The sequence below is a fragment of the Longimicrobium sp. genome, from assembly GCF_036399935.1.
GTDB lineage: Bacteria > Gemmatimonadota > Gemmatimonadetes > Longimicrobiales > Longimicrobiaceae > Longimicrobium.
This window is the reverse complement of the sequence record NZ_DASWMD010000002.1, coordinates 72,599-98,694: the sequence shown is the minus strand read 5'-3', so window position 1 is coordinate 98,694 and position 26,096 is coordinate 72,599. Positions and strand designations below refer to the sequence as shown.

The 26,096-nt window shown below is 69.9% G+C and carries 27 protein-coding genes and 1 other RNA gene; 15 read left to right on the top strand and 13 right to left on the bottom strand.

The annotated features are described in order from the left end of the window. Nucleotides 1-58 precede the first annotated feature (58 nt). The 6 genes from VGB24_RS00920 (at nucleotide 59) to VGB24_RS00895 (ending at nucleotide 4,593) form a co-directional block, all read left to right on the top strand. The gene (locus VGB24_RS00920) at nucleotides 59-916 is read left to right on the top strand and encodes a 3-hydroxybutyryl-CoA dehydrogenase (protein WP_331071074.1); all 858 of its coding nucleotides are present in this window, start codon (nucleotides 59-61) and stop codon (nucleotides 914-916) included. Nucleotides 917-992: 76 nt separating this feature from the next. Next, nucleotides 993-1,238 (top strand): hypothetical protein, encoded by a 246-nt coding sequence (locus VGB24_RS00915; RefSeq protein ID WP_331071073.1) that lies wholly within the window; start codon nucleotides 993-995, stop codon nucleotides 1,236-1,238. Nucleotides 1,239-1,318: 80 nt separating this feature from the next. Further along, nucleotides 1,319-2,455 carry an acyl-CoA dehydrogenase family protein gene (locus tag VGB24_RS00910; RefSeq protein WP_331071072.1) on the top strand — a complete coding sequence of 379 codons (1,137 nt, stop codon included), beginning with the start codon at nucleotides 1,319-1,321 and terminating at the stop codon, nucleotides 2,453-2,455. Nucleotides 2,456-2,564: 109 nt separating this feature from the next. Next, entirely contained in the window at nucleotides 2,565-3,620 is a 1,056-nt protein-coding gene (locus VGB24_RS00905; protein WP_331071071.1) for a Glu/Leu/Phe/Val dehydrogenase, read from the top strand. 215 nt (nucleotides 3,621-3,835) lie between these two features. Then, complete coding sequence (locus tag VGB24_RS00900) at nucleotides 3,836-4,159, top strand: hypothetical protein (RefSeq protein ID WP_331071070.1); 324 nt, start codon at nucleotides 3,836-3,838, stop codon at nucleotides 4,157-4,159. Further along, nucleotides 4,156-4,593: a type II toxin-antitoxin system VapC family toxin gene (locus VGB24_RS00895; RefSeq protein ID WP_331071069.1), complete on the top strand. Its 438-nt coding sequence runs from the start codon at nucleotides 4,156-4,158 to the stop codon at nucleotides 4,591-4,593. The genes VGB24_RS00900 and VGB24_RS00895 overlap by 4 nt, the downstream gene beginning before the upstream one ends. A gap of 3 nt (nucleotides 4,594-4,596) precedes the next feature. Here VGB24_RS00895 and VGB24_RS00890 read toward each other — a convergent pair whose 3' ends face one another. Further along, on the bottom strand, nucleotides 4,597-4,878 hold the full coding sequence (locus tag VGB24_RS00890; protein ID WP_331021642.1) for a hypothetical protein: 282 nt from the start codon (nucleotides 4,876-4,878) through the stop codon (nucleotides 4,597-4,599). A 152-nt stretch (nucleotides 4,879-5,030) separates the two neighbouring features. Between VGB24_RS00890 and VGB24_RS00885 the strand changes: the two genes are divergently transcribed. Next, complete coding sequence (locus VGB24_RS00885) at nucleotides 5,031-5,558, top strand: hypothetical protein (RefSeq protein WP_331071068.1); 528 nt, start codon at nucleotides 5,031-5,033, stop codon at nucleotides 5,556-5,558. Nucleotides 5,559-5,629: 71 nt separating this feature from the next. On the opposite strand, the gene VGB24_RS00880 is transcribed toward VGB24_RS00885, so the two are convergent. After that, the gene (locus VGB24_RS00880) at nucleotides 5,630-6,079 is read right to left on the bottom strand and encodes a hypothetical protein (RefSeq protein ID WP_331071067.1); all 450 of its coding nucleotides are present in this window, start codon (nucleotides 6,077-6,079) and stop codon (nucleotides 5,630-5,632) included. A gap of 62 nt (nucleotides 6,080-6,141) precedes the next feature. Then, nucleotides 6,142-7,356: a hypothetical protein gene (locus VGB24_RS00875; RefSeq protein ID WP_331021639.1), complete on the bottom strand. Its 1,215-nt coding sequence runs from the start codon at nucleotides 7,354-7,356 to the stop codon at nucleotides 6,142-6,144. A 462-nt stretch (nucleotides 7,357-7,818) separates the two neighbouring features. On the opposite strand from VGB24_RS00875, the gene VGB24_RS00870 reads away from it, so the two are divergent. Further along, a complete protein-coding gene (locus tag VGB24_RS00870; RefSeq protein WP_331071066.1) occupies nucleotides 7,819-8,934 on the top strand; it encodes an ABC transporter substrate-binding protein in 1,116 nt (371 codons plus the stop codon). A gap of 106 nt (nucleotides 8,935-9,040) precedes the next feature. On the opposite strand, the gene VGB24_RS00865 is transcribed toward VGB24_RS00870, so the two are convergent. Genes VGB24_RS00865 through VGB24_RS00850 form a run of 4 tightly spaced genes read right to left on the bottom strand, consistent with a single transcriptional unit; the run spans nucleotide 9,041 to nucleotide 11,930 of the window. After that, nucleotides 9,041-9,184: a hypothetical protein gene (locus tag VGB24_RS00865; protein ID WP_331071065.1), complete on the bottom strand. Its 144-nt coding sequence runs from the start codon at nucleotides 9,182-9,184 to the stop codon at nucleotides 9,041-9,043. Between the two features lie 23 nt (nucleotides 9,185-9,207). After that, nucleotides 9,208-11,388 carry a ferrous iron transport protein B gene (gene feoB / locus VGB24_RS00860; protein ID WP_331071064.1) on the bottom strand — a complete coding sequence of 727 codons (2,181 nt, stop codon included), beginning with the start codon at nucleotides 11,386-11,388 and terminating at the stop codon, nucleotides 9,208-9,210. 1 nt (nucleotide 11,389) lies between these two features. Further along, on the bottom strand, nucleotides 11,390-11,611 hold the full coding sequence (locus tag VGB24_RS00855; RefSeq protein ID WP_331071063.1) for a FeoA family protein: 222 nt from the start codon (nucleotides 11,609-11,611) through the stop codon (nucleotides 11,390-11,392). A 4-nt stretch (nucleotides 11,612-11,615) separates the two neighbouring features. Further along, nucleotides 11,616-11,930, bottom strand: a complete 315-nt coding sequence (locus VGB24_RS00850; RefSeq protein ID WP_331071062.1) for a FeoA family protein — start codon at nucleotides 11,928-11,930, stop codon at nucleotides 11,616-11,618. A gap of 522 nt (nucleotides 11,931-12,452) precedes the next feature. Between VGB24_RS00850 and VGB24_RS00845 the strand changes: the two genes are divergently transcribed. Further along, nucleotides 12,453-16,343 carry a bifunctional RecB family nuclease/DEAD/DEAH box helicase gene (locus tag VGB24_RS00845; protein ID WP_331071061.1) on the top strand — a complete coding sequence of 1,297 codons (3,891 nt, stop codon included), beginning with the start codon at nucleotides 12,453-12,455 and terminating at the stop codon, nucleotides 16,341-16,343. Nucleotides 16,344-16,424: 81 nt separating this feature from the next. Here VGB24_RS00845 and VGB24_RS00840 read toward each other — a convergent pair whose 3' ends face one another. Beyond that, nucleotides 16,425-17,000, bottom strand: a complete 576-nt coding sequence (locus tag VGB24_RS00840; protein ID WP_331071060.1) for an outer membrane beta-barrel protein — start codon at nucleotides 16,998-17,000, stop codon at nucleotides 16,425-16,427. A 303-nt stretch (nucleotides 17,001-17,303) separates the two neighbouring features. Here VGB24_RS00840 and ssrA point away from each other — a divergent pair. Then, nucleotides 17,304-17,677: a transfer-messenger RNA gene (ssrA, locus tag VGB24_RS00835) on the top strand. A gap of 138 nt (nucleotides 17,678-17,815) precedes the next feature. Here the strand turns inward: ssrA and VGB24_RS00830 are convergent. The 3 genes from VGB24_RS00830 to VGB24_RS00820 all read right to left on the bottom strand — a co-directional run bounded on the left by VGB24_RS00830 (nucleotide 17,816) and on the right by VGB24_RS00820 (nucleotide 19,737). Then, nucleotides 17,816-18,751 carry a protein kinase domain-containing protein gene (locus VGB24_RS00830; protein WP_331071059.1) on the bottom strand — a complete coding sequence of 312 codons (936 nt, stop codon included), beginning with the start codon at nucleotides 18,749-18,751 and terminating at the stop codon, nucleotides 17,816-17,818. Between the two features lie 219 nt (nucleotides 18,752-18,970). Then, a complete protein-coding gene (locus VGB24_RS00825; RefSeq protein WP_331071058.1) occupies nucleotides 18,971-19,375 on the bottom strand; it encodes a helix-turn-helix transcriptional regulator in 405 nt (134 codons plus the stop codon). Next, nucleotides 19,372-19,737 carry a type II toxin-antitoxin system RelE/ParE family toxin gene (locus VGB24_RS00820; protein WP_331071057.1) on the bottom strand — a complete coding sequence of 122 codons (366 nt, stop codon included), beginning with the start codon at nucleotides 19,735-19,737 and terminating at the stop codon, nucleotides 19,372-19,374. Before VGB24_RS00820 ends, VGB24_RS00825 begins: the two co-directional genes overlap by 4 nt. Nucleotides 19,738-20,043: 306 nt before the next feature. On the opposite strand from VGB24_RS00820, the gene ffh reads away from it, so the two are divergent. From ffh to rplS, 5 genes are all read left to right on the top strand, one after another. Continuing rightward, on the top strand, nucleotides 20,044-21,402 hold the full coding sequence (gene ffh / locus VGB24_RS00815; RefSeq protein WP_331071056.1) for a signal recognition particle protein: 1,359 nt from the start codon (nucleotides 20,044-20,046) through the stop codon (nucleotides 21,400-21,402). A 143-nt stretch (nucleotides 21,403-21,545) separates the two neighbouring features. Then, on the top strand, nucleotides 21,546-22,235 hold the full coding sequence (gene rpsP / locus VGB24_RS00810) for a 30S ribosomal protein S16 (protein WP_331071055.1): 690 nt from the start codon (nucleotides 21,546-21,548) through the stop codon (nucleotides 22,233-22,235). Between the two features lie 14 nt (nucleotides 22,236-22,249). Beyond that, complete coding sequence (gene rimM / locus VGB24_RS00805) at nucleotides 22,250-22,789, top strand: ribosome maturation factor RimM (RefSeq protein ID WP_331071054.1); 540 nt, start codon at nucleotides 22,250-22,252, stop codon at nucleotides 22,787-22,789. Then, a complete protein-coding gene (gene trmD, locus VGB24_RS00800; RefSeq protein ID WP_331071053.1) occupies nucleotides 22,789-23,487 on the top strand; it encodes a tRNA (guanosine(37)-N1)-methyltransferase TrmD in 699 nt (232 codons plus the stop codon). The genes rimM and trmD overlap by 1 nt, the downstream gene beginning before the upstream one ends. Before the next feature lie 73 nt (nucleotides 23,488-23,560). After that, nucleotides 23,561-23,911 carry a 50S ribosomal protein L19 gene (gene rplS, locus VGB24_RS00795; protein WP_331021624.1) on the top strand — a complete coding sequence of 117 codons (351 nt, stop codon included), beginning with the start codon at nucleotides 23,561-23,563 and terminating at the stop codon, nucleotides 23,909-23,911. Between the two features lie 306 nt (nucleotides 23,912-24,217). Here rplS and VGB24_RS00790 read toward each other — a convergent pair whose 3' ends face one another. Together VGB24_RS00790 and VGB24_RS00785 are read right to left on the bottom strand one after the other, a co-directional pair. Beyond that, nucleotides 24,218-25,432, bottom strand: a complete 1,215-nt coding sequence (locus tag VGB24_RS00790) for a cation:proton antiporter (RefSeq protein ID WP_331071052.1) — start codon at nucleotides 25,430-25,432, stop codon at nucleotides 24,218-24,220. Between the two features lie 3 nt (nucleotides 25,433-25,435). Continuing rightward, entirely contained in the window at nucleotides 25,436-25,930 is a 495-nt protein-coding gene (locus tag VGB24_RS00785; protein WP_331071051.1) for a cation:proton antiporter regulatory subunit, read from the bottom strand. Nucleotides 25,931-26,096: the final 166 nt, after the last annotated feature.

Genomic DNA, 26,096 nt, shown 5'->3' with positions numbered 1-26,096 from the left:
ACAAAAACCCGGTGGGGGCCATCGACCGCCGTCCGAATTTGAACAGAGATAGAGCGAAATGGCGGAGATCCGGAAGGTCGCGGTGGTGGGGGCGGGAACCATGGGCAACGGCATCGTGCACGTGTTCGCCCATGGCGGCTACGACGTGACGATGATCGACGTGCGCGCCGAGGCGCTGGAAGGCGCGCTGAAGACGATCGGCGGCAACATGGACCGCCAGATCAAGAAGGGCGCCCTGTCCGAAGACGACAAGGCCGCCGCGATGGGCCGCATCCGCACCGCCACGGAGCTGTCCGCCGCCGCGGACGCGGACCTCATCGTCGAGGCCGCGACGGAGAACCGCGACCTGAAGTTCCGCATCTTCGAGGAGCTGGACGCCGTCGCGGCCGGGCACGCCATCCTGGCCAGCAACACGTCGTCCATCTCCATCACCGAGATCGCCGGGCGGACGAAGCGGGCGGACCGGGTGATCGGGATGCACTTCATGAATCCCGTCCCCGTGATGAAGCTGGTGGAGATCATCCGCGGGCTGGCGACCTCGGACGAGACCACGCGCACCATCGTGGCAACGTCGGAGAAGCTGGGGAAGACCGTGGCCGAGGCGCAGGACTACCCCGGCTTCGTGTCCAACCGCATCCTGATGCCCATGATCAACGAGGCCGTCTTCTGCCTGATGGAGGGCGTGGCGGACCGCGAGGCCATCGACACGGTGATGAAGCTGGGGATGAACCACCCGATGGGGCCGCTGGCGCTGGCGGACCTGATCGGCCTGGACACCTGCCTGGCCATCATGCAGGTGCTGCACGACGGCCTGGGCGACGACAAGTACCGCCCGTGCCCCCTGCTGCGGAAGTACGTGGCCGCCGGCAAGCTGGGCCGCAAGACGGGCGAAGGCTTCTACGACTATCGTGCGTGACCCTGGCGCGCGAGTGCGGAAGTTGCGCACGCTCGCGCGCCCCGCACGGCAGGTGAACACCGGGAACAGGAGCGGCATGGCGGCGGTTGACTGCGCGGAGTGCGGCGCGGAGATGGAGCCCGGATTCGTCGTCGACCGGGGCGACTACTCGGTCGCGGCTCAGCAGTACTGGGTGGGCGGAGAGCCCACGATGCAGAAGTTCCTGGGGATGACGGCCGGGCTCAAGGTGAGCGACCGGCCCCGCTACGACGTCACGACGCTTCGCTGCAGCCGCTGCGGACTGCTGCGCTCGTACGCCCGCCCCGAAGACCGGTGCAATTGACGTAGATCCACGGTGCGCCCGTCCGCCGTATGGACACCAGCGCACGTACGCACTTACGCACTTCCGGCACGCTGGGGTCGATGACCGAAGAGCAGCAGCAGATCAGGGACCTGGCGCGCGAGTTCGCTGAGGGGGAGCTGAAGCCCCACGCCGAGGAGTGGGACCGCGAGGCGCACTTTCCCCGCGAGGTCGTGCAGAAGCTGGGCGAGCTGGGCTTCCTGGGAATGCTGCTTCCGGAGCAGTACGAGGGGCTGGGGATGGACACGGCCACGTACCTGATCGCCCTGGAGGAGATCGCCCGGGGCGACGCCTCGGTGGCCGTGGCCATGAGCGTGCACAACTCGCTCCCCACGCAGATGATCCTGGCGCACGGCACCGACGCGCAGAAGGAGCGCTGGCTGATGCCGATGGCACGCGGCGAGTGGCTGGGCGCGTTCTCGCTTTCCGAGCCCGACGCGGGCTCCGACGCCGCGCGGATGGCGGCGCAGGCACGCCGCGTGGACGGCGGGTGGGTGCTGAACGGCGCCAAGGCGTGGGTCACCAACGGCGGCTTCGGCGACGTGGTGGTGGCCATGGCCCGCACCGACACGCCCGACGACCGCCGCGGGGCCAAGGGGATCGGCGCCTTCATCATCCCGACCGGCGCGGAGGGGTACATCGTCGGGAAGAAGGAAGACAAGATGGGGCAGCGCGCCTCGGAAACGGTGGGCATCGCCTTCCGCGACCTGTTCGTGGCCGACGACCAGGTGCTGGGCGACCCGTCGCTGGGGTTCATCTACGCGCTGCAGGGGCTGGACGGGGGCCGGATGGGGATCGCCGCCGTGGCGACGGGAATCGCCCAGGCGGCGCTGGAGCACGCCGTGCGCTACGCCGACGAGCGCAAGCAGTTCGGCACCCCCATCCGCGCCTTCCAGGGGATGCAGTTCAAGCTGGCGAACATGGCCATGCGCGTGGAGGCGGCCCGGTCGCTGGTGATGCGCGCCGCCGCCGCCAAGGACGCGGGGAAGCCCGAGGCGAGGCTGTCGTCGATGGCCAAGCTGTTCGCCTCCGAAGCCGCCATGTACGTGACCACCGAGGCCGTGCAGGTGTTCGGCGGATACGGCTACGTGAAGGAGTACCCGGTGGAGCGGCTTTTCCGCGACGCCAAGGTGACGGAGATCTACGAGGGAACGAGCGAAATTCAGCGGACGGTGATCGCTCGCGAGCTGTACCGGTAGGCCGCCGGAACCCGGCCGAACACCTGATCCGCCGCCGGGGCCCCGCCCCGCCGGCGAGGGCGCCCGCCGCCGCGCCCACCCACACGCATTACACTGGACCGAAACGGGCATGGAACTCTTTTCGCTGATGGGCGAGCACGACCACGAGCAGGTGGTGTTCTGCCAGGAGCCTTCGTGCGGCTACAAGGGGATCATCGCGATCCACAACACGGTGCTCGGCCCCGCGCTGGGTGGCACGCGGTTCTGGAACTACAACAACGACCAGGAAGCGTTCGTCGACTCCCTGCGCCTGTCGCGCGGCATGACGTACAAGGCCTCCGTCGCCGGGCTGAACCTGGGCGGCGGCAAGTCGGTGATCCTGGGCGACCCGCGCAGCACCAACCGCGAGGAGATCTTCCGCGCGCACGGCCGCTTCGTGGAGACGCTCAAGGGCCGCTACATCACGGCCGAGGACGTGGGCACGTCGGTCGACGACATGGAGTTCGTGGCCATGGAGACGGAACACGTCACCGGCCGTGCGCAGACGTCGGGTGACCCGTCTCCCGTTACCGCCTACGGCGTGTACCGCGGCATCAAGGCGGCGGCGATGGCCAAGTACGGCTCCGACAGCCTGAGCGGCAAGCGGGTGACGGTGCAGGGCGTGGGGCACGTGGGCTACTCCCTGTGCCAGAACCTCGCCTCCGAGGGTGCCCGCCTGGTGGTGACCGACATCGACCAGGAGCGGGTGCAGCGCATCGTGCACGAGTTCGGCGCCGAGGCGGTGGCCCCCGACGCCATCTACGGCGTCGAGGCCGACATCTACGCGCCCAGCGCGCTGGGCGCCACGGTGAACGACGACACCATTCCGCTGCTGAAGGTGGACATCGTCGCCGGCGCCGCCAACAACGTGCTGGGCGAGGCGCGCCACGGCGACGACCTGCACGCCCGCGGCATCCTGTACGCGCCCGACTACGTGATCAACGCCGGCGGCCTGATCAACGTGTACGGCGAGCTGAACGGGTGGACGGCCGAGCGCTCCATGCGCAAGGCGGGCGACATCTACACCACCCTGCTGCGCATCTTCGAGCTGTCGGCGAACGCGGGGCTGCCCACCTACGTGGCCGCCGACCGTATCGCCGAAGAGCGCATCGCCGCCGTGGGCAAGATCCAGCAGACCTGGGTCTGATCCTTCGGTTTCCGGGCACGACGAAAAGGGCGGGCCGGCAGCGATGCCGGCCCGCTCTTTCCATGCTCCACGATTCGTCTTTTCCCGCCAGAGACGTAGCACCCATGCCCACCGCTGGCCCGTCCAGCGCGCTCGCATTTGTGTCTGGACTGGCACCGGCCACCGCTGTTACCTTCCATTCTGGGCGACGGTGCTTTCCCGGGACGAGAGGAACGATGGCGAAGCAGAAGGTGACGCTACACCCCGATTTCGCGGACGCAGCCTTCGACCCTGGCGCCCGGCAACTCCACATCAGCCGGAACGGCGTGGGATGGGAACTGCGCTCCGACGAAGGAGATGTCCTGAGCAGTCATCCGTGCGTGGACGACGCCATCGACGCCGCACTCGAGCTTTCGAAAGCCGAATTCCGCGAAATCCTCGTGCAGGGCTCAGCGGGGCGTCAGTTCGTCTCCGCCGTCGACCAGGACCCACGCTGGCTGGCGACGGTCGAGACGTTCCGCGGGACTCGCCTCTGGCGGGGAGAGGAAGGCTCGGCATGACCGGCGGGCGATATCTCTGGGATACCAACGTCTTCATCCGGCACAACGCTCCCAGGCTCCGGCTTCCCGGACTCGTGTCGGCGGTGGTGCTCCAGGAACTTACTGCGGGCTCCAAGGATACGGCCGATGTGCGGCGCTGGCGAACGGTCCGGGCCGACTCGGAAGCCAAGGGAGTGCTGCTAACGCCCGATGGAGAGGACTGGTTCGAGGCGGGGCGCATCTTGAACGCCCTTCTCCGAGGCGCACGGTCGGAGCACTCGCGGCAACCGCTCGCCATTGGCAAAGCCGAGCAGCAGCGGCTGGTGAGGGACGTGCTGATCGCCCGGAGCGCCAGCCGGGTGAACGCCTCGGTGGTCACGTACAACCGTGGCGACTTCGAGAAGATCCGGCGGTTCTGCGGCGTGCGCGTGGTGGAGCCCGCCGAGATCTTCTGACCGTCAGCGGCTGCCGTGGCGGAAGTTCACGAGCAGCACCTCGCCCGTCCCCTCCTCGCGGATCATCTCGCAGCTCGAATAGTTGGTATCCAGCCAGGGCGAAACGCCGTCCAGCGTGCCGTTCTCCTCGCCTGCCGCCTCGTGCGCCAGCCAGCGCGCCTGCTCCTCGTCGGCGGCGCGCACCATGAACCCGAACGCGCGCTCGTCGGGCGGCTGCCACGGGTCGCGGCCTTCCACGCACCACCACATCGTATTGATCCTGGGCGACAGTCTCCAGATCGCCATCACGTCTCCGGGTAAGCGGGTCGGGGTCGTCGGTCGTTCACGGGCAGCAACCTACCGCCTGTGCCGCGCGGGCGGGAGGGCCGTCTTTTTGCGCGGCGGCGGCACGGGTGGTAATCTCCCTTCTCGATCTCCCCTCCGCCACCGACGTGACGATGAAGCGATCTGCCCTCTTCGCCCCGCTTCTGCTGCTGGCCGCCTGCTCGAGCGAGCGGGCCACGCCCGAAGACTTTTACGCCGTCGCCCCGCAGGTGCTGCGGTTCATGGAGCAGGACGCCCGCCAGAACCAGCCCGGGCGCGCGGCGGACGGGCCGCTGTACGTGAACGTGGAGTCGTTCCGCCACGCGTCGGACGGCGTCACGGGCGCGCTCCTGGACCTGGACAGCATCTCCGTGGTCCTGGGCGAGCCCACGCAGGCCATCCTGCAGCAGGTGCTGCTGTGCGACACCGTGTCGAGCTTCGGCGGCTGCTGGGTGCGCAAGTATGGAATCTGGATCAACTGGAACGTGGCCTACGGCACGCCGGACGAAATCCGGGGCACCGTCCGCAGCACCTCGACCAAGCGCAACACGAGGCCCTCCGACTTCTGCAACCGCGTCTGGCGGCTGACCTTCCGCAAGCAGGCCGGCCGATGGGGCCTGGCGGACCGGGAGCTGATCGCGGACTGCCGCGAAGAGGCCTGAACAATACCGCCCGGGCGACGAGCCCGGGCGGTCGTGTTTTCGGGCTGGTGCGCTGGACGCGGCTCCGCGGATCAGTACGGGTGCTCCCTGACGGCGGCGGCGACCAGCGCGGCGCAGGCTTCGAAGGCGGCGGCGGTGACGCGGGCGCCATGGTCGGACGCCCACTGGCTCACGCGGCGGCAGGCGTGCAGCAGGCGGCTGGGGTCCGCCGGCTCGCGCTGCTCCACCAGGCAGATGAAGACGCATACGGGCGCCCACAACCGCTCGTCCGCTCCACTGTAGGCCAGGAGCCGCCGCCGGTCCGGTCCCGCGGCGGGGGGAAAGACGAAGGGCCGCAGCGGCTCGGGCGCGGCGGCCCACGCCCGCACGTCACGCAGCGCGCGCCAGAGCAGCAGCCCCGGCCCCGCACCCGTCTCCGCCACCATCAGGCTGCCCTCGATCAGCTCGTCCGCCGTCCCCGCGGCCCGGAGCCGCGCTTCCGCCGCGGAGCCCCGGCTGGCGGCCGGAACCGGCCCGACCACCGGCGCCGGGGACAGGAGGGGCGCGCGGACGGACCGCGGACGTCCCGGCCCCCGCCGTGTGATCACGGATGCGGCTGCCGCGCAAAGGCGGCGAGCTGCGCCAGCTGCTCGGCGATGCGCCGGTCGGCCGCGCGCTGCGGCGTGGCGGCGTGCTTGCGGCTGGCCTGCTCCATCCGCACCCAGTCGCGAAGCTTGGCGGCGGCCCGGGCCAGCTCCAGCAGCGCCCGCGAGTGGTCTTCGGGCGCGCCGGGGCGGTTGACCAGCGACCACGCCCCGCTCCACGCCTCTTCGTACAGCCGCCGCTCGCCCGTTCCCGCCGCCGCCCGCGCCAGCACCGCCAGCGTGAGGGTGCGGTCGGCCGGCTCCGTGCGCGCCACCAGCAGCTTCTGAAGCATGGGGATGGCCCGCCCGTAGCTTTCGCGCGTGACCCACAGGTACGCCAGGTCGTGAAGCAGCTCGGCCAGCCGCGGGTGCCCCCGGCCGTAGGCGCGCATGGCCGAGCGGGCGTAGCGCTCGGCGTCGTCCAGGTCGCCCGCATCCAGCGCCAGCAAGAAAAGGCCGTGCAGTGCGGCCCCGCGGATCGCAAGGAGCCCGTGGCGGCGGCCTGCGCGCATGGCCTGGGTGAAGTACCTGCGCGCGGCGCCCGGCACCCCGCGCCGGGTGTACAGGGTTCCGAGGTCCACGTACGCCTGCGCGTAGCTCTGCCAGTCACGGCCTCGACGCGCCAGTCCGATGCAGCGGCGCAGCCAGGTCTCGGCCCGCGCGTGCCTGCCCCAGCGCAGCGCCATGCCGCCGACGGTGCAGGCCGGGGCGGCGTCCTCGGGCGAGGCGAGGGCCCCGGCCTGCGCATAGGCCAGCGCCGTGCCGAAGGCGCCCTGCTCCAACGCCCACTTGCCCACTTCCAGGCAGACGAGTGTAACGATTTCGGGGCTGGCCGTCCCCGGGCTGCCGACGACGGCCGCCAGGGTGGTGAGGCTCACCTCGAGCGCGGGCTCCACCCCCGAGGTGGCCAGCAGGCCCAGGCGCTTGTGTGCCGCCTCGGAGACGAACAGCCCCTCGCGCCGCTCCTCGGGGGTGGCCGACCACAGGGTAACGTCGCGAAGCGAGTTCCACAGCAGGAGCCCCAGGTCGCCCTTGAACTCCTCCAGGATCTGCGATGCCTCCAGCGTCTCGTCGGGCTCGCGCAGGATGGCGGGGGGAATGCACCAGCGACGCGACGCGTTACGGCGCCGTCCGCGCGGTCTGGGGGTGCTGTTCTTCGATGCTCTTGCGGCCATGGTCCGGGGCTCCCAGGCGCGCCTGCCGGTCCCTGGCACGACGCTCCGACGTGGAGGGGAGGGCAAGCCTCCCTGCTCCGGTTAGCGCGGGTGTTCCGGGGCGGCAGCAGCGCGCCCGCACCGCTCTTGCGACGGCGCAAACCGCCCGGTAGTGTACCCTGCGGGACCCCACTAAAATAGTGGACAGAGTAGACGAGCCAGAAGATAGAGGCCCCGGTCCGGCTCGTCAATGGCTTTCGTTCACTCCGAATACTTTTCAGGCGAAATCAGGCCAACACCGCCACCGTATCGGCTGGAACCGCTCGGCCCGGCGGCTTTCGGGAGGGTTTACTTCGTTCTCTTTCGGTGGGCCGGCGGCGACCCAAACGCTGCACCGGCCGCAGTTGCGCCAACGTGCTCCGGCACTGCTTCTCACCCCGATCAAGTTTACTCGAAATGGCTCCAAAGTACACCCTTGCCCTGATGTCCACTTTCGCGTTCCTGCTCGCCGCGTGCGGCGGGTCGCGCGAGCCCGTGTACATCGGCGTGGCGGGACCGCTGAGCGCGGCCAACGGCGCCTCGATGAAGGCGGCGGCGGAGATGGCCGCCGCCGAGATCAACGCGAAGGGCGGCATCGGCGGGCGCCGCCCCGTGAAGCTGGTGTTCATGGACGACGGGGGCGATCCGCAGAAGGCCATCCAGGTGGCGAAGACGCTTCGTGACAGCGACAGCATCGTGGCGGTGATCGGCCACGTGGGGTCGTCGGCCAGCATTGCCGCGGCCCCCATCTACAATGCGTTGGACCACGAGGGTGACCCGGTGGTGCAGATCTCCCCCGCGTCCAGCAGCCCGGCCCTGCGCGAGGCGGGGGAGTGGACCTTCCGGGTGACGCCCACCGACCTGGAGTTTTCGCCGGCACTCGCCCAATGGGCGGCGCAGCGGCTCGGGCGTCGCCGTGCGGCCGTCCTGTACGCCAACGACGATTACGGACAGGGTGTGCGCACCACCTTCGAGCGTGCCTTCCAGGCCGGCGGGGGCGCCGTGGTCACGGCCGACCCGTACCTGCCCGCCGTGCTGACGCGCGGCGACGAACTGGATCCGTACCTCGCGCGGGCCATCCGGCGCGGCGCGGACGCGCTGGTCATCGGCGGGCAGGCCGAGGCGGGCGCCAAGATCGTGGCAGCGGCGCGGCGGCTCGGCTACACGGGGCCCATCCTGGGGTCCGACGGCCTGACGGGGCTCAAGGACGCGGGGCCGGTGGCCGAGGGGGTGTTCGTCAGCTCGGCGTTCCTCCCGGACCGCCCGGCCGCGGAGGCGCAGCGGTTCGTGACGAGCTACCGCCAGCGCACGCAGAAGCTGCCGGACCACCGCGGGGCGATGACCTACGACGTCATGTACCTGCTCAGCGCGGCCATCGAGCACGCCGGCACCGACCGCGAGGCCATCCGCGACTACGTGGCGTCCATCGGCAACGGGCGTGAGGGGCACCAGGGCGTGTCGGGGCTCATCCAGTTCGACGAGATGGGCGACGTGCGCGGCAAGGAGGTGTCGGTAGGCGTCGTGCGCGGCGGACAGCTGGTGACGGCCGGCAGGCAATAGTGGCGGGGAACAGGCAACAGGGTCTTCGGGGTCCGCCGAACGAAAGAAGCCCTCTCCCACGCACCGGGAGAGGGCTTCTTCACGTCACGACCAAGTCGGACCGCGGCTACTTCCCGCAGCCGCAGCCCGTGCCGCACCCCGGCTCGCCTCGGCCGGAGGGGACGCGGGCGGACATCAGCGTGCGGCGCCAGCGGTTGCCCACGAACAGCAGCGCGGCAAGCACGATCAGCGCAACGATCAGCGTCTGCATCTCATCCATCCCTCGTTCAGCGTTCAGCCCCAGCCGAGCAGGCGCCCGCCCTGGTAGACCAGCAGGGCGCTTCCGTACGCCAGGGCCAGCATCCACCCGAACTGGAAGGCGGCCCAGCGCACGCCCGTCCATCCGCCGCCCGTCTCGCGCACCACCACGGCGATGGTGCTCATGCACATCATGGCGTACACGTAGAACACCATCAAACCCACCGCCACGAGCGGCGTGTAGACCAGGGCCCCGCTCGACCCGTGGCGCTCGCCGCGCAGCCGCTCGCGCAGCGACGACGATCCCTCGTCCGCGTCGCTGCCCACGCCGTAGATGGTGCCCATGGTGGACACGAACACCTCGCGCGCCGCGAACGAGCTGACGATCCCCACGCCGATCTTCCAGTCGTACCCCAGCGGCCTCACCAGGGGTTCGATGGCGTGCCCCACGCGGCCCAGGGCGCTGTTGGCGAGCTGCGCCTCCTGCGCCTGCTGGTCCGTCATCCGCGGCGCCGGCTCCGTGCGCGGGTACGTGGCGAGCGCCCACAGGATGATGGTCAGCGACAGGATGACCGTGCCGGCCTTCTTCAGGAACAGGCTGGCGCGGTGGCCCACCGACAGCGCCAGGCTCTTCACCCGCGGAAGGCGGTAGGGCGGCAGCTCCATGATCATGGGGCGCGCCTGGCCGCGCAGCAGCGTGCGCTTGAAGAGCGACGCCACGACGAGCGCCGTCACCGTGCCCAGCAGGTACATCGCCAGCAGGGTGACGCCCTGCAGGTTGAAGATACCTCCCACCACCACCGGGGGGATGAAGGTGCCGATCAGCAGCGCGTAGATGGGAATGCGCGCCGAGCAGCTCATCAGCGGCAGCACCATGATGGTGGCCAGCCGGTCCTTGCGGCTCTCGATGGTCCGCGTGGCCATGATCCCCGGAACGGCGCACGCATATCCCGAAAGCAGGGGGATGAAGCTGCGCCCGTGCAGCCCCACGCTCCTCATGAAGCGGTCCATGATGAACGCCGCCCGCGCCATGTATCCCGTGTCCTCCAGGATGCCGATGAACAGGAACAGGATGACGATCTGCGGAAGGAACACGAGCACCGAGCCCACGCCGGCGATCACGCCTTCCACCAGCAGGCTGTTCAGGTCGCCTTCCGGGATCGCGCCCCCCACGGCGGAGGAAAGGATGCCGAACAGCCCCTCCACCAGGCCGATCATCGGCTCGGCCCAGGTGAAGATGGACTGGAAGACCAGCGCCATCAGGGCGATGAACACCAGCGGCCCACCCGCCCGGTGGAGCGCGACGGCGTCGATGCGGTCGGTGATGGTCCGGCCCGAATGCCCGGCGCGGGTGACGCAGCTGTCGACGACGCCACCGATCCACCCGTAGCGCGACTCCGCTTCCAGGCTGGTGGGGAGCAGGCCCGCCGCTTCGACCTCGGCGCGCGCCGCGGCGACGGCGGGCTCCAGCCCGGGAACGCCGGACAGGTGCTTGCCCACGTGCTGGACGGCGAGAAGGCGAAGCGCCTCCATGGCCGCGGCGGAGGCGTTGAAGCCCGCGTCCACCAGCGCCTGCTCGACCGGCTTCAGCGCGGCGGCGGCCTCGGCGGGAAGCTCGAAGCGGCGCCCGGGGCGATCCAGCCCGGGCGCCTTGCGGATGGCCGACTTGAGCACGTCGAGCCCCTCGCCGCGCGTGGCGACGATGGGGACCACGGGCGCGCCCAGCTCCATCGTCAGCTCCACCGCGTCGATGCGCAGCCCGGCCGCCTCGGCCGCGTCTACCTGGTTGAGGGCCACGACGGTGGGAAGGCCCAGCTCCAGCACCTGCGACGCCAGGAACAGGTTTCGTTCCAGGTTGGCCGCGTCCAGCACGACGACGGCCACGTCGGGGCGGTCGATGCCCGGGGCGTGGCCGGTGAGCACGGCGAGCGCGATCTCCTCGTCCGGCGAGCTGGCCGAGAGCGAGTACGTGCCGGGAAGGTCGATGATGGTGACGGCGCCCTGGTCGTCGCGGTAGCGGCCCTCGACGCGTTCGACCGTGACGCCGGAATAGTTGCCCACGCGCTGCCGCATGCCGGTCAGCGCGTTGAAAAGCGTGCTCTTGCCCGTGTTGGGATTGCCGATCAGCGCCACATGCAGCACACCCCCGCCGCGCGGTGCTTCCGCGGGCGAGGGTGCGGGGGGCGCCGGAATGGCTCCGACCGCGGTCTCTTGCATCCTACTCCACTTCGATGTGCTCCGCCTCGCTTCGGCGCAGGGTCAGCATGAACCCGCGCACCTTCACCTCCAGCGGGTCTCCCAGCGGGGCGCGCCGCACCACCTCGACGGCGGTGCCGCGCATCAGCCCCATTTCCATCAGCCGGCGCAGCGCCTCGGGGTCGCCGCCCATCTTCGCTACCCGCCCGCGGTCGCCGGGGGACAGGTCCGACAGCTTCTTCACCCGTTCAGGAGGCCAGCGGCAGGACCTTGATGGCCGACGCCAGGCCCTCACCCAACGCCAGACGCGAGCCCTTGACCTCCAGCAGCATGCCGTTCCGCGAGTCGATCACCTGCACGCAGGTGCCCTCGAACAGCCCCATCCCGCGCAGCCGGTGCGCGTCGTCGATGGGGCATTCCATCCGCAGCACCGACGCCTTGCAGCCGGTGGCGCAGGCAGCCAGCGGGCACTCGACGCACGGGGCCTCGGGGGCCGCCTTCTTCCGGAACAAGCGCGAGAGCATCAGCCAGCGTGTGTAGCTGCGGGTGAGAATCAGTTTCAACCGGCTGTCGAAGATAGGCACGCCCGGGCGGAAACGCAAGATAGTGCGTGAGTGCGTGAGTGCGGGAGTGCGGGAGTGCGGGAGTGCGTGAGTGCGTGAGTGCGGGAGTGCGGGAGTGCGGGAGTGCGGGAGTGCGGGAGTGGGCTACCTGACATCCTGAGGCCCCAGGCGCACTGGATTCGCCCGCAGCACAGACCTCGCGGGCCGAAGGATCTTGCCGCGGACACGTACCAGCCAGCGCGCGGCCGCGGCCGCGGTCACCGTCGCCGAGGCCTCGGCTGCCGTGGGGCCCTCACCCGGCCGCGCTGACACGCGTGCCACCCTCTCCCACAAACAGCGTGGGAGAGGGGGTACACTTCAGCGCTGGCGCCGCTCCCCCAACGCGCACGAACCTCCCAAGAATGCCGCTTGACCCTCGCCGAGCTTGCGGTGTACGATGCGCACACTGTAACCGCGGCTCGCGAGACACCTGCTCTCGCACTCGTTGTAGTTCCGCACTCACGCACGAACGCACTCACGCACTTGTCCCTCGCCCGTCCCGTCGCCGACCTCCGGCTGACCGGCACCCTCGTCTCCCAGTACTTCCGCTTCAGCTGCGACCGGCAGCTGCGGTGGGAGATGGTGCCGCGCGCCCTGCGCGGCGGCGAGGTGCCCGCGCCCAACGCCGACCCGTCGCGCGGTCCGCTCGTGGGCCAGCGGCCCGGGATGGGGCTGCTGACGCAGGCCGGCCGCCGGTGGGAGCGGCACGCGCTGCAGCGGCTGGTCGATCGCCACGGCGGCCGCGTGCGGTTCGCGGGGCGCGACGAGCGGGGGGCCGCCGCGCGGCTGCCCTACGAGGCGCTGGTGGAGTCGCTCCGTGAGCCCGGCGACTGCCTGTGGCTCGTGCAGCCGGAGCTTCGCATCGTGGACCGGGCGGCGTTCGCGGCGCGCTTCGGCTTTCCGGAGGCGGTGGAGATCGCGCCCGCCCAGCCGGACCTGGTGCGCATCGGACGGGATCGGCGCGGGCGGCTGATGCTGGGCGTCGCCGACATCAAGTGGAGCCGCGAGGGCACCCTGCAGCACTACGTGCAGGTGGCGTTCTACACGGTGCTGCTCCAGGAGATCTGCCGCGCCGAGGGGATCGATGCCACGGTGGAGGCGCGGTGGGGATGGCTGTGGACCCGCGGCTCGCGCGGCCCCAAGCGGTTTTCCCTGGCCGCGTACCGCCACCACGTCGAGGAATTCCTTCGCGACGAGCTGCCGCGCGTGGCCGCCGCCGCCCCGGCCGAGGTCGACTGGCACCTGCGTCCGCGCTGCACGTCGTGCACGTTCTTCCACCAGTGCCGCGCCGAGGCGGATGCCGGCGACCGGCTCAGCCGCGTCGTGGGCCTCACCCCGCTCGCCGGGCGCGAGCTGAAGGCGCGCGGCATCCGCTCCGTCCGCGAGCTGCGCAAGGCCGAGTTCAGGAAAGGCGTCTACGCCGGGTGCCACGCCCTGGAATCCGCCGAATCCACCCTGAAGAAGCGCGTGCAGGCCCTGGACTACCAGAAGCTGGTTCCGGCGGAGAAGCAGAGCTTTCGCATGCCGGTGGCAGAGCGCGTCCGCGTACTTCTCTCCGCCGAGGGTGACCCGGTCAGCGGGACGGTGTTCGCGCTGGGCCTGCGCGCCGGCCAGGGCGATTCGCTCCGCGGCGCCGCCGAGGTCTTCGTCTCCGCGGCCGGCACCGAGGCCGCCGAACGCGAGATGCTCGGGCGCTTCCTGCTGCGCGCGGGCGAGGTGGTCGCGCGGGCGGAGGCGGAGCAGCGGAAGGATGGATTCCTCTCGGGACGGGCGCCGCGGCCGGTGCACTTCTACCTGTGGGATCGCCGCGAGGCCGAACTGCTGCGCGACTGCCTGCAGCGGCACCTGGGAGATCCCGGGACGCAGCCGGGGATGGCCGGCATCGCGCGCATCCTGTTCCCAGGCGACGCGGGCGCGGCGCCGCCGGGGACGGTGGTGCTGGACGTAGTCTCCGAACTCTTCGCCCTGCCGGTGCCCTACGCCTGGGACCTGGCGGGGGTCTCCGGTGCACTGACGCCGGTGGAGGGAGCGTGGACGCATGCCCCGCGCGGCGACTACGGCTGGCCGCTCAGCAGCCAGGTGGCGTTCGAGCGCATCCACAACGTGTGGAACGCGCGCCCGCACCGCGCCGGGGGAGCAGTCCAGGCTCCGGGTGAAGTGCGCGCCGAGATCGTCCGCACGGTGGAATCCAAGCTGGCCGCCGTGGATTCGGTGATCCGCGCCATCCGCGACCACGCGGCCAAGCGGCGCGACCCGATGCTGCGGCTGGACGCGGGCTTCGGCGCGGCGGCGGACGGGGCGGGGCCCATCCAGAACGCGACACTGGAGCAGCTTCGCCTGTTCACCCTGGCCGAGGCGGCGGAGGAATCCGTGTCCATCCGCCAGCTTCACGCGCTGCCCACGGCGGACCGCGCGCGTCGCTTCGAGTGCATCGCGGGGCTCAACAAGGTGCAGGTGCTGCCCAACGGCCATGCTGTCTTCGAGTTCGACGAGGCCTGCCGCGAGGCCAAGTTCCGCCCCGGCGACTTTGCCCTGGTGCTGACGAACGACGATGGGCGCACGCTGGCGGAAACGGACGTAAAGCCCTGGCTCCGCCGCAAGCTGATGGTGGAGTTGATCGACTACGACCTGGCCGCCTCGCCGCCCCGCGTCACGCTGGCGTCGGACCTCACGTGGGAAAAGCTGGAAACCGATCGGCTGGCCAGGGCGCCGCTGCTGGACCTGGACCGCGTCTGCGTCCTGGACCGCGCCTCGGTAGACTTCAACACCCGCCGCGTGGTCGCCAGCCTCCGCGCCCTGGCCGACGGCGCGGGGCAGAGCGAATTCGTGCTCGGGGCGCTGCACGGGATCGTGCCGCCCGACTGGGTCGCTCCGCTGGACGCCGACGCGGGGTGGGCGGATGCGATCGTCCCGACTCTGGCCACCCGCGGCTACGCGCTGAACGCCGAGCAGGAGGCGGCGTGGCGCGCGGTGTTCGAGCGTGCGGTCAGTGTCGTGTGGGGTCCGCCGGGGACGGGAAAGACGTACCTGCTGGCGTGGATGCTGATCGGCATGGCGGCGGCGGCGCGCAGGGCGGGGCGCCCGCTGCGGATGCTGGTGGCCGCCGCCACGCACCGGGCGATCGTCAACGTGCTGGCTAAGGTGGCGCGCGAACTCGAATCGGCCGGCACCGAGTCGCCCCTGCGCGCCGTGAAGCTGGCGGGGCGGGGGAGCGAGGCCGATGAGGACCTGGCGGGGCTGGATGTCGACGTGATCCGCGACGACCATCTGCCGAGGGAGCTGGATGCCGTGTCCGCGGACGGCATGCCCGTGGTCGTCGGCTCCACCGTGTGGTCGCTGTGGAAGCAGATGCGCGACATCAACCGGGCGGAGGCGGAAAAGGAGTCCGGCCCAGAGATCCCGATCCGCTCGCTGTTCGACGTGATCGTGATCGACGAAGCGTCGCAGATGAAGGTGCCGGATGCGTTGATCGCGCTGTCGTCCATCCGCCGCGGCGGGCGGTTGGTGCTGTGCGGCGACGACCGGCAGCTCGCGCCCATCCTGCACGGCAGCTATCCGCGCGAAGAGACCCTCTTCGGCTCGGCGTTCACGCACTTCGCCACGCACTTCGGTCGGATGGCGTTGCGCGAGAGCCGGCGGATGAACCGCGCCCTGGTCCGCTGGCCGCGGCGCCTGTTCTATCCGGGCTTCGTGTCGATGGACCCCGACCGGCGGCTCTCCCTGACGTCCGCCGCAGCCCCGGCCGATCCGGTGGATGCGCTGCTGTGGGACGTGTTCCTGCGGCCCGAGGACGCCGTCGTCTTCTGCACGTACGAGGGATTTCGCGCCACCGTCCGCAACCCGTTCGAGGCGGGCCTCGTCGCCCGCATCGCCCGGCTGGCGCGCGTGGGGATGAGGGACCCTGCGACCGGCGAGACCTACACGGCGGAGCGCTTCCGCTCGCACGCGCTGGCGGTGATCGCGCCCCACCGCGCGCAGAACTCGGCGATCTTGGGCGAGTTGATCGCGGGCGGGTGGCCGCGCGACGAATTGCCGGTGGTGGACACCGTCGAGCGGATGCAGGGGAACGAGCGCGAGCTGATCATCGTCTCCTACTCGGTGGCGGATCGCGAGTACGCCGAGCGTGAGGCGGCATTCCTGCTCAACCCCAACCGCTTCAACGTGTCCATCACCCGCCCACGGTCCAAGCTGATCGTGTTCATGAGCGACGAGATCCTGCGCACCGTTCCGGGTGACGAGCAGGTGATGACGGATTCGATGGCCATCAAGGGCTATCCCGCGCACTTCCGTTCGGTGCGTCAGCTGGAGATAGCCGCTCCCGACGGCACCCCGGTGCCGATGACGGTGAGGACGAGATCGCTTGCCGGTTTCTGATGCACGACGAGTGGGGACGCGGACGGAAAAAGCGGCCCCGGGCACGATGCCCGGGGCCGCTTCGCAATCGAGCGCCGTCGCTTAGAAAGCGATGTTCAGCCCGATGCCGGCCGTGAAGTACTCCACGTCCAGCTCGCTCTCGACCAGGCCGGCGAGCCCGGAAATCTCGGTGGCGTAGCGGCGGTAGCCGACGCCGGGGGTCAGGCGGACGTTGCGGGCCAGGCTCAGCGCCAGGCCGCCGCCCACCTCGAAGCCGACGTCCTCGTCGATGCCGTCGTCGTTGCCGCCGATCTCCAACTGGTGGAACACCGCGCCCACACCCACCCACGGCGCGACGCCCGCAAACCGGGGCAGGGCGGTGGTCAGCCCGGCCGAGAAGCCCTGGTCGATGGCGTCGGCGTTGTCGCCGTCCTCGCCCAGGTCGGTGCCGAACCGCGTCTGGCTGAAGCTGCCGTACACGCCCAGCCCCGGCGAGATGCCGATCGACACGCCACCGCTGAAGCTGTGCCCCTCTTCCATCACGTCTCCGAAGTCGCCCGTGGGCGCCGCATAGTCCACGCGGCCCTCGAGCGAGAACGGAACCGGAGACTGGGCCGCCGCGTCACTCGCAACCACCACCAAGGCCAGCGCCACGCCGGCAAACATGCTCTTTCTCATCGTGCTTTCCACTTACTGGTTGATGCCGCCCACCGACCGTTCGGCGGAGCGGATGTGGTGGCCTGGTTTGGCAAGCGATGGGCCGAAGTCGTTGTACGGTAGCGAATTGCGAGCTTCCACCAGTGTTTTCGGGGATACGGGACCGTCGTGGGGCATCCGGAGCCCGCCCGGAGGTGTCCGCCGTGAAGGACGGATGCCCGCCGCGCGAGGGTGACACCGCGCGTAAGTCGTTGCGCGCCAAGAGGATTGACAGTGGGGCGGGGAGCAGTTAGATTAGTGGCGTCGGTTGAAAATATGGGTCATGGGGCTGTCATGGTTTCGACGTGTATGGTGAAGCCGTGGCTGCGTGCCGAGGTGCTCGGAGCACTCGTTAAACCTCCGGGAAACGTGTAACCGCGAACGATAACTTCGCCCTGGCTGCGTAAGTAGAGTCTTAACGGCTCCTTACCTCCCGTTTGTCGGTCAGCCCTGCTAGTGGCGGGCCGATGAGCGTCGACAAAAGCTAGCTGGCCTGCGTTTGGCGCCGTGACGGCGCAGGCGAGACTTTCACGGCTGGTTCGCGATGGGCCTCTCTCTGGCCGATGAGCGAGCGAGGAGAAAGAAACAGGGGGATACGCACGTAGACGCTGCGGGGGATCTGTAGGCGGACGCGGGTTCGACTCCCGCCAGCTCCATAGTTGTACGCTGCGCCGGACCGGGCATTCGCCTGGTCCGGCGTTTTGCGTATCCGGAAGTTTGCTTACGGATTTACGAGAGAGGCCGGGTCCAGTGATGTGCTGGGCCCGGCCTCTTTTCGCTTCGGATCGCGACTGTTCCTACGCGGCGATCGGGATCGCGCGACGGGTCGCGGCCAGGCGGATCTCGCGGCAGTGCTCCGCCACCTCGGTGGCGCACGGGCGCTCGGCGGGGTCCAGCGCGAGCAGCCGGTGCAGAAGACGGTGCACCATGGGTATGCGGAAATCCGTGGTCCAGCGGCCCAGGTGGTGATCGTTGAGATCGTGGGGCGAGCGCCCCTCCCACTCCTCCGTCGGCGGCAGCACGAACCCGCCCGACAGCGCCTCGAAGACCAGCCCGCCCAGCATGAACACGTCCGACGCGGGCGAACCCACACCGCCTGCGTCCAGCTCCGGCGGGCGCCAGTGCCAGGCGCCGGACCGCACGGCGTCGCCTTCGGGCCGGCCCGCGAACCCCGCCACGTGCGCGATCCCGAAGTCCGCCAGCACGGGCGGGCCACCCACGCCGTCCATCAGCACGTTGCCCAGGTGCAGGTCGCGGTGCACGATGGGCTGCGGCCGCCCGTGCATGATGGAAAGGGTGTGGGCCAGGGACTCGGCGAAGCCCATCACCCGCGTCACGCGGCCGCGGAAGCGCTCCGCGTAGCAGAAGGTGACGCCGTCGAACCAGCGCGCGGCCGTCTCATGCCGGCGCATCACCATCCAACCCTGCTCGGTGTTCGCCGTGGCCTGCCCGTGGTCCAGCAGCCGCACCACGCCCGGGCACTCCGCGCGCGCCAGCGACTCCAGGGCCGCTACCTCGCGCTCCATCCGCCAGCGCTGCCCTTCGATCGCTAGGGGATGCCCCTCCAGCGCGGTCAGCCGCATCACCTTGGCCACCCCGCACTCATCGTGCGGTCGGTCCGCGGGAGCGACGACGTACGTGTGGGCCTGCGCCCCGCTGGAGAGCGGGCGCACGATCCGCCACCCCGGAATGACGGGGGCGGCGAGGTTGATCAGGGTGCCAGGTGCGATCAATTCAGGGCTCCTGCCCGGTGGTGCGTCAAGCGATCCGGGGGGCGTTCGAGGCCTGGCCAGGCTCCGGGACCCGCAGAGGGTAGGAGCGTGGCAATCTGGCCCGCGTTTCTGCCGTGGACTGCTGATTGGGTGGGGAATTGCGAAGGGGCGGCCTCGGCGGGCCGCCCCTTGGGATCAATATACAACTGTTACGTTCGTCGCGGCAGTGCCTTCAGCGACTCACGCAACGAGCGCCGCTCGCGCTCTCGGCTTCCGCTTGCGGACCGAGCGAGGGACCGGTGTCTGCTCTGCGGCAGCGACCTCGGCCTGCGGCGTGACAAGCTCCTCATCAACCACGCTCTTACCGGCAAACAGGCGCTCGACCCGGACCCCGAGGGCGTTGGCGATGCGTGTGATGGTGAGCAGTGTGGGATTGGCGTCACTCCGCTCGATGTCCGTGATGCGCGGCTGGCTCAGGCCGGCGGCCTCGGCAAGCTGCTTCTGCGAGAGCCCTCGTTCCAAGCGCAGCAGACAGACATTGACGGCGAGGTCGATCCTCGGCAGCGACTCTGCCCAAAGGGCCGCGTACTCGGGATCGCGAAGGTTTTCCGCCATGTATTCGTCCCACGTCATGTCGCCCTTCATCGCGTCATCTCCTGCGGAAGCCACTGTGCACGTCGCGCCTTCGCGCGCTCGATCTCGGACGTCATCACATGCGCCTTCTTCATGGAAGCCTTGGCTACGCAGGCCATCAGGACTACGCGCCGTCCCGGGTATCGCGGATCCAGAAAGAACAGTACGCGGAACGCGGTTCCTTGGCCTAACACTCGGAGTTCCCAGATCCCGTCATCTAACTCGGCCACGTCACGGGAGCGGGCAGACGCGACCCACCCCTTCTTTCCGAGTTCACGAATCCGCCTGTCCACCCGCGCGCGAAGGTTGGCGGACAAGCGGCGTACATCCCGGACGAACCATTCGGTCGGGACCACCTGCACATCGTCGTTCACGCCGCGCTCCCTAGTATACGTTATACCGTATCACCGGTCAATCCTCTCGGGGAGCGAAACCGGACGGGTGCGGTGACGGTATCCCCTGCTCTGGGCTGGCGCTACGGGACCGAAGCCGCCACAGGTGGACAGGAGCGTGCGGGCGGTGGCAGGTGGGGACGGAGGGTTGTTCGGCGTACAGCCTGCGAACCGGGGTAGGGTTGGCAAAAAGGGCGGGCGGGTGTATCTTGGTGGGCTCTGCATCTCCCGCCTGCCCGGGGCACCGGCGCAGGCGGGAATTCGGCTTATCCGAACGGCGGCGATAGCGTGTTCGACCAGCTCAGCGACAAGCTCGAAGGCGTACTGTCGGGCCTGCGGCAGCGCGGGGTTCTTACCGAGCCCATGATCCGCGAGGGGCTTCGCGAGATCCGGCGCGTGCTGCTGGAGGCCGACGTGAACTTCCAGGTCACGCGCGACTTCATGAAGCGCGTGGAGGTGAAGGCGCTCGGCGAGCGGGTTCTGAAGTCCGTTTCTCCCGGCCAGCAGCTCGTGAAGATCGTTCACGAGGAGCTGACGTCCATGCTGGGCGACAAGAAGGCCTCGCTGGCCCTGTCGCCCATTCCGCCCACCGTCATCATGATGGTGGGGCTGCAGGGCTCCGGCAAAACGACGACGGCCGGCAAGATCGCGCGCAAGATGAAGCGCGAGATGCGCCAGACCCGCCTGGTGGCGTGCGACGTGTACCGCCCCGCCGCCGTCGAGCAGCTGCAGACCTTGGGCGAGCAGGTGGGCGTGCCCGTATACGCCGAGCCGGGCTCGCAGGACGTGGTGGGGATCGCCCGCCGCGCGCTGGAGCTGGCCCGGAGCGAGCGCGACCGTGTGGTGATCTTCGACACCGCGGGCCGGCTGCAGATCGACGAGCAGCTGATGGACGAGCTTCGCCGCCTGAAGGCCGAGCTGAAGCCCGCCGAGATCCTGTTCGTGGCCGACGGCATGATCGGCCAGGAGTCGGTGAACGTCGCCAAGGGCTTCGACGAGGCGCTGGACGTGACCGGCGTGGTGCTGACCAAGATGGACGGCGACGCCCGCGGCGGCGCGGCCCTTTCCATCTTCGGCGTCACCGGCAAGCCCATCAAGTTCCTGGGTGTCGGCGAAAAGCTGGATGGCCTCGAGGAGTTCCACCCGGAGCGGATGGCCGGGCGCATCCTTCAGCAGGGCGACGTGGTCGCGCTGGTGGAAAAGGCGCAGAAGGCCTTCGATGCCGACGAGGCGGCCAAGCTGGAGCGCAAGGTGATGGGCGCCGGGCGCTTCGACCTGGACGACTTCCTGATGGCGCTGCGGCAGTTCCAGAACCTGGGCCCGCTGGAGAACTTCCTGAAGCTGCTGCCGGGCGTGAACAGCAAGATGCTGAAGAACGTCAAGGTCGATCCGCAGCGGATGAAGCACATCGAGGCCATCATCACCTCGATGACCAAGCAGGAGCGCAAGCGCCCCGAGATGCTGACCGGCTCGCGCCGCGCCCGCATCTCGCGCGGCTGCGGCCGTCCGGTGAGCGAGATCAACCGTCTCCTGGAGCAGTTCAAGGAGATGCAGAAGTTCATGAAGCAGATGAAGGGCCTGCAGGGCATGATGCCCAAGGGCGGAGGAATGCCCAAGCTGCCGTTCGGCGGCATGCCGAGGGCGTAGAAGTGCGTTAGTGCGTTGGTGCGTTAGTGCGGAACAGATTACTTCCGCACTCACGCACTCACGCACTCACGCACTGGTTTTCGATCGTCCGGCCTGGGCAGACGCCGCCCGCCTGGACGCCACCCACCCCACGAGGGAGAACCATGGCGCTCAAGATCCGTCTTCGTCGCATGGGCCGTAAGAAGGCCCCGCACTACCGCATCGTCGTCGCCGAGAGCAGCACGGCCCGTGACGGCCGTTTCGTTGCCCGGGTTGGCCACTACAACCCGACGACCGAGCCCGCGACCCTCGTGGTCGACCGCGAAAAGGCGCTCGCCTGGATCGCCAAGGGCGCACAGCCCACCGACACCGTGCAGTCGCTGCTCAAGAAGGCCGGCGTGTTCGAGCCCGCCCCCAACGTGGTCGAGCAGGCTGCCGAGGCGGTGACCGGCGCGGCCAAGAAGGCCGGCAAGTCCGTTTCGGGCGCGGCTTCGGTCTTGGCGGGCGCGGTGGCTTCGGCTGCTTCGGCCGTGGCCGGCGCGGCGGCTTCGGCTGGCGCGGCGGTTTCAAGCGTTGCGGCTTCGGCAGGCTCGGCGGTGTCGGACGCAGCTTCGTCCGCTGCTTCGACGGTGAGCGACCGTATTTCGGGTGGTGGCGACGACAACCAGGACCCGGCGTCGGCTGCTCCGGCGACGTCGGGCGATGAGGCCGGCACCGTGGCCGTGGAGGCCGAGGCCACCGAGCCGACCGCCACCGCGACCGACCCGGGCACGCCCGACGCCTCGACCGCCGAGACGCCGGTTGCCACGGACGCCGAGGCCACCGAGCCCGCGGCGGACGAGAACCAGGGCTGACCGCCGGCGCTGACATGGCCGGCGACGAGCCCGAGTTCCTGATCGTCGGGTCGGTTCAGAAGCCGCACGGCATCAAGGGCGAGCTGTTCGTCCGCCTGGAGACGGACCGTCCCGACGCGGCGTTCGCGGCGGGGCGCGTCCTGATCGTGGGCGACGCGCGGGGCAGGGCGTCCGACGACCGCCTGACGATCGAGCGTGCCCGCCCCTTCAAGGGCGGCATGCTGGTGAAGGTTCGGGAGCACGCCGGGCGGTCGCCCGCGCAGGACGAGCTGCGCGGACGGTCGCTGCTGATCGCCCGGGGCGACGCCGCGTCGCCGGAGGAGGGCGAGGTGTTCTATCACCAGGTCCTGGGCCTGAAGGTGATCACCGAGGCCGAGGGCGAGGTTGGCACGGTGAGGGAGCTGTACGATGCTCCTTCGGGGCCGCTGCTGAGCGTGGCCCGCGAGGGGCGCGACGAGCTGTTGATTCCGTTCGTGCGGGAGATGATCCGCCGGATCGACCCCGCCGAGGGCGTGCTGGAGCTGGACCTGCCCGTGGGGCTGCTGGAGCTGTGATGCGCGTGAACGTGGTCACGCTCTTCCCCGACTTCTTCCGGGGGCCGCTGGGCTTGAGCATTCCGGCCCGGGCGGCGGCGGCGGGGCTGGTGAGCTACAACCTGGTGCAGCTGCGGGACTTCACCCACGACCGCCACCAGACGGTGGACGATCTGCCCTACGGCGGCGGCGCGGGGATGGTGATGAAGCCCGAGCCGTTCTGGGAGGCGGTGGAGTCGCTGGCGCCGGAGGGGCGGGACAGGCCCGCCGGCCCCATCCTGCTGATGTCGGCGCGGGGCAGGCGCTTCGGCCACGAGGACGCGGTTCGGCTTTCGCTCGCGGACGAGATCACCCTCCTCTGCGGGCACTACAAGGACGTGGACCACCGCGTGGCCGAGCACCTGGCCACCGAAGAGGTGTCGCTGGGAGACTTCATCGTTTCCGGCGGCGAGATCCCGGCCCTGGCCGTGATCGACGCGTTGGTGAGGCTGCTGCCAGGCGCCATCTCCGACCACGAGTCGGCGTCCAGCGACAGCCACTACGACGGCTCGCTCAGCGCGCCGTCGTATACGCGGCCCGCGGAGTATCGCGGGCTGAGGGTGCCCGAGATCCTTCTTTCGGGCGACCATGCCAGAATCGCCGCCTGGCGGCGCGAGCAGGGCGAAACCCTGACGCGCGAGCGGCGTCCGGACCTCTGGGAGGCCCCGGATCACAGTTGATGTTGGGTACGATGGCCGGACCCGTTCCGGACGGCCCAACCTCTCCACTTATTCAGAGAAAGACCGAGGACCCATGCATCCGTTCATCGAGACCCAGAAGGAATATCTTCGCTCCGACATGCCCCAGTTCCGCCCGGGCGACACGCTCCGCGTGAACGTGCGCGTGCGCGAGGGTGAAAAGGAGCGCATCCAGGCGTTCGAGGGCGTCTGCATCGCGCGCAAGCACGGCGGCATCCAGGAGACCTTCAAGGTCCGCAAGATCTCGGGCGGCGTCGGCGTGGAGCGCACCTTCCCGCTGCACTCCCCCATGATCGGCAGCCTGGAAGTGGTTCGCTTCGGCCGCGTGCGCCGCGCCAAGCTGTACTACCTGCGCAACCTGCGCGGCAAGGCCGCCCGCATCCGCGAGCGCCGCGTCGCCCGCTGACCATCGGCGGTATCGTAGTCGCGCCGCGGGGCGCATCCGGGTTTCCGGGTGCGCCCCGCTTGCGTGCCCCCACTCCTGTCATCCTGAGTCCCGAGCGCACCACACCTGCCCGTACAGCATGGCAGCGGGGCGAAGGCTCTAGCCGTAGATACGTACCAGCCTGGGCGCGGCAGCGGCACCAAGGCTTGGGCCGCGGTCCCCGGCAGGGGCGAATGAATTCGCTGCAACGACCACACGAAGTCCGCCTGCGCGGACTGGCTTGTTCGGGTGCCGGTTGCAAGCCGGCGCGCGCCCACACATGCGCGGCTACTTCGCTGGCGGCTCGTCGAAGGCGGCGAGGCCGGGCGAGAAGCCCCGCTCCTCCAGCGAGCGCCCGGGTTTCCGCGGATAGACCCAGCGGGCGATCTCCGGCGCGAACCGCAGCCCCACCGTGCCCACCAGCGACAGCGCCAGGACGAGCAGCGCGATGGTGGCGCCCACCGCCTCGCGGTTCGCGGTGACCGCGATGCCCGCCAGCAGGATGGAGAACTCGCCCCGCGGCACCAGCGTCAGTCCCAGGGCGAGCGCGTTGCGCTTGGGCAGGCCGTCGCGCCGCCCGATCCACATCCCCGCGGCGATCTTCAGCGCGGTTCCCGCCACCGCCAGCACCAGCGCGTACGGCCACACCCCCGCGAACGAGGCGGGGTCCAGCGACAGCCCGAAGCCCAGGAAGAACACCGCCGCGAACAGCCCCTGCAGCGGACCGAACAGCCGCTCCGCGCGCTCCTTGTGCTCGGTTTCCGCCAGCAGCAGCCCCGCCAGGAACGCCCCGATGGCCTCGGACAGCCCCGCTGCCAGCGCGCCCCAGGACAGGAGGAGCACCACGCCGCCCGTGAAGAGCAGGAACAGGTCGTCGTTGTCCAAATCGAACAGGCGGTCCAGCAGGCGCCGCCCGTAGAGCGCCAGACCGACGACCGCCGCGAAGAACGCCACGGCCTTTCCCATTCCCCACAACGCCGCCTGGGCACTGGGCTCGTCGGAGAGCACGGCGCCGGAGAGCAGGGCCAGGAACAGCGCCATGAACAGGTCCTCGAACACGAGGACGCCCAGCGCCACCTCCGTTTCCGGGTTGGCCGAGCGGCGCATCTCAATGGTGCTCTTGGCGATGATGGCGCTGGACGACACGTAGAAGGCACCGCCCATCAGCAGCGCGCCCGTCCATCCCCCGCCGATCCACAATCCGCCCGCGAAGCCCACGGGAAAGCTCACCAGCAGGTCGATTCCGCCGTTGCGGACGATCCGCCGCCGGTCGCGGAGCAGCGCGCCGACGGAGAATTCCAGCCCCATGAAGAACAGCAGCAGCACCACGCCCAGCGTCGCCAGCACCTCTACCAGGTGCGCGTCGACGTCCAGCGGGCGGATGGCCATCCCCAGCAGGATGAACGCGGGGATGACGGACTGGCGCAGCCGGTCGAAGAGCAGGCCGGCCAGCGCCAGGGCGGCCAGAACGGCCCCGGCGCCCAGGAGAAACTCGCCGTGCATCGCCTACCCGTCGCGGCCGGGCCCGCGCAGCAGGTCGCCGAAGCGCCCCACCTGCTCGCGGTCGCCCACCACCATCAGCGTGTCGTCCGCGGCGATGCGTTCTTCGGGGTGGGGGTTGGGGATGGCCTTGCCGCTGCGCAGGATGGCGATGACGCTGGCCCCGGTGCGCTCGCGGACCCTGGCTTCCAGCAGGCTCTTGCCGATCAGCGGCGAGCTGGAGCCTGTCTTCATCCACTCGACGGACAGCTGCGAGAAGACGACGTCCATCGACTCGGCCATCACCGGCTGGAAGAAGGCGCCGCCCAGGATCGCGCCTAGCTTGCGCGCCTCCGAGTCTTCCATGCGGACGGCGTAGGCCGGGTAGTCCTCGCCGCGCTCGAAGAAGTAGATTTCGCGGTGCCCCGAGTTGTGGATGATGATGGTGAGGCGGTCGCCGTCGTTCGTGGTGACGGCGAACTTCTTTCCCACGCCGGGCAGATCGTGCTCGCGGACGTCCATCGCTCGTGCGGGTCGGGGGTGGCGGATTCGGGCAATCGGCTCATGGGGGTTCAGATTCCGGGCCATCCCGCGCCACCCGCGTGATCCCGGGCCACTGAACGTCGTGTTAGGATAGTCGCGGCTGCTTCACTATCTTGTGCCCCGCGGCCCGCACCGGGATTCGCGC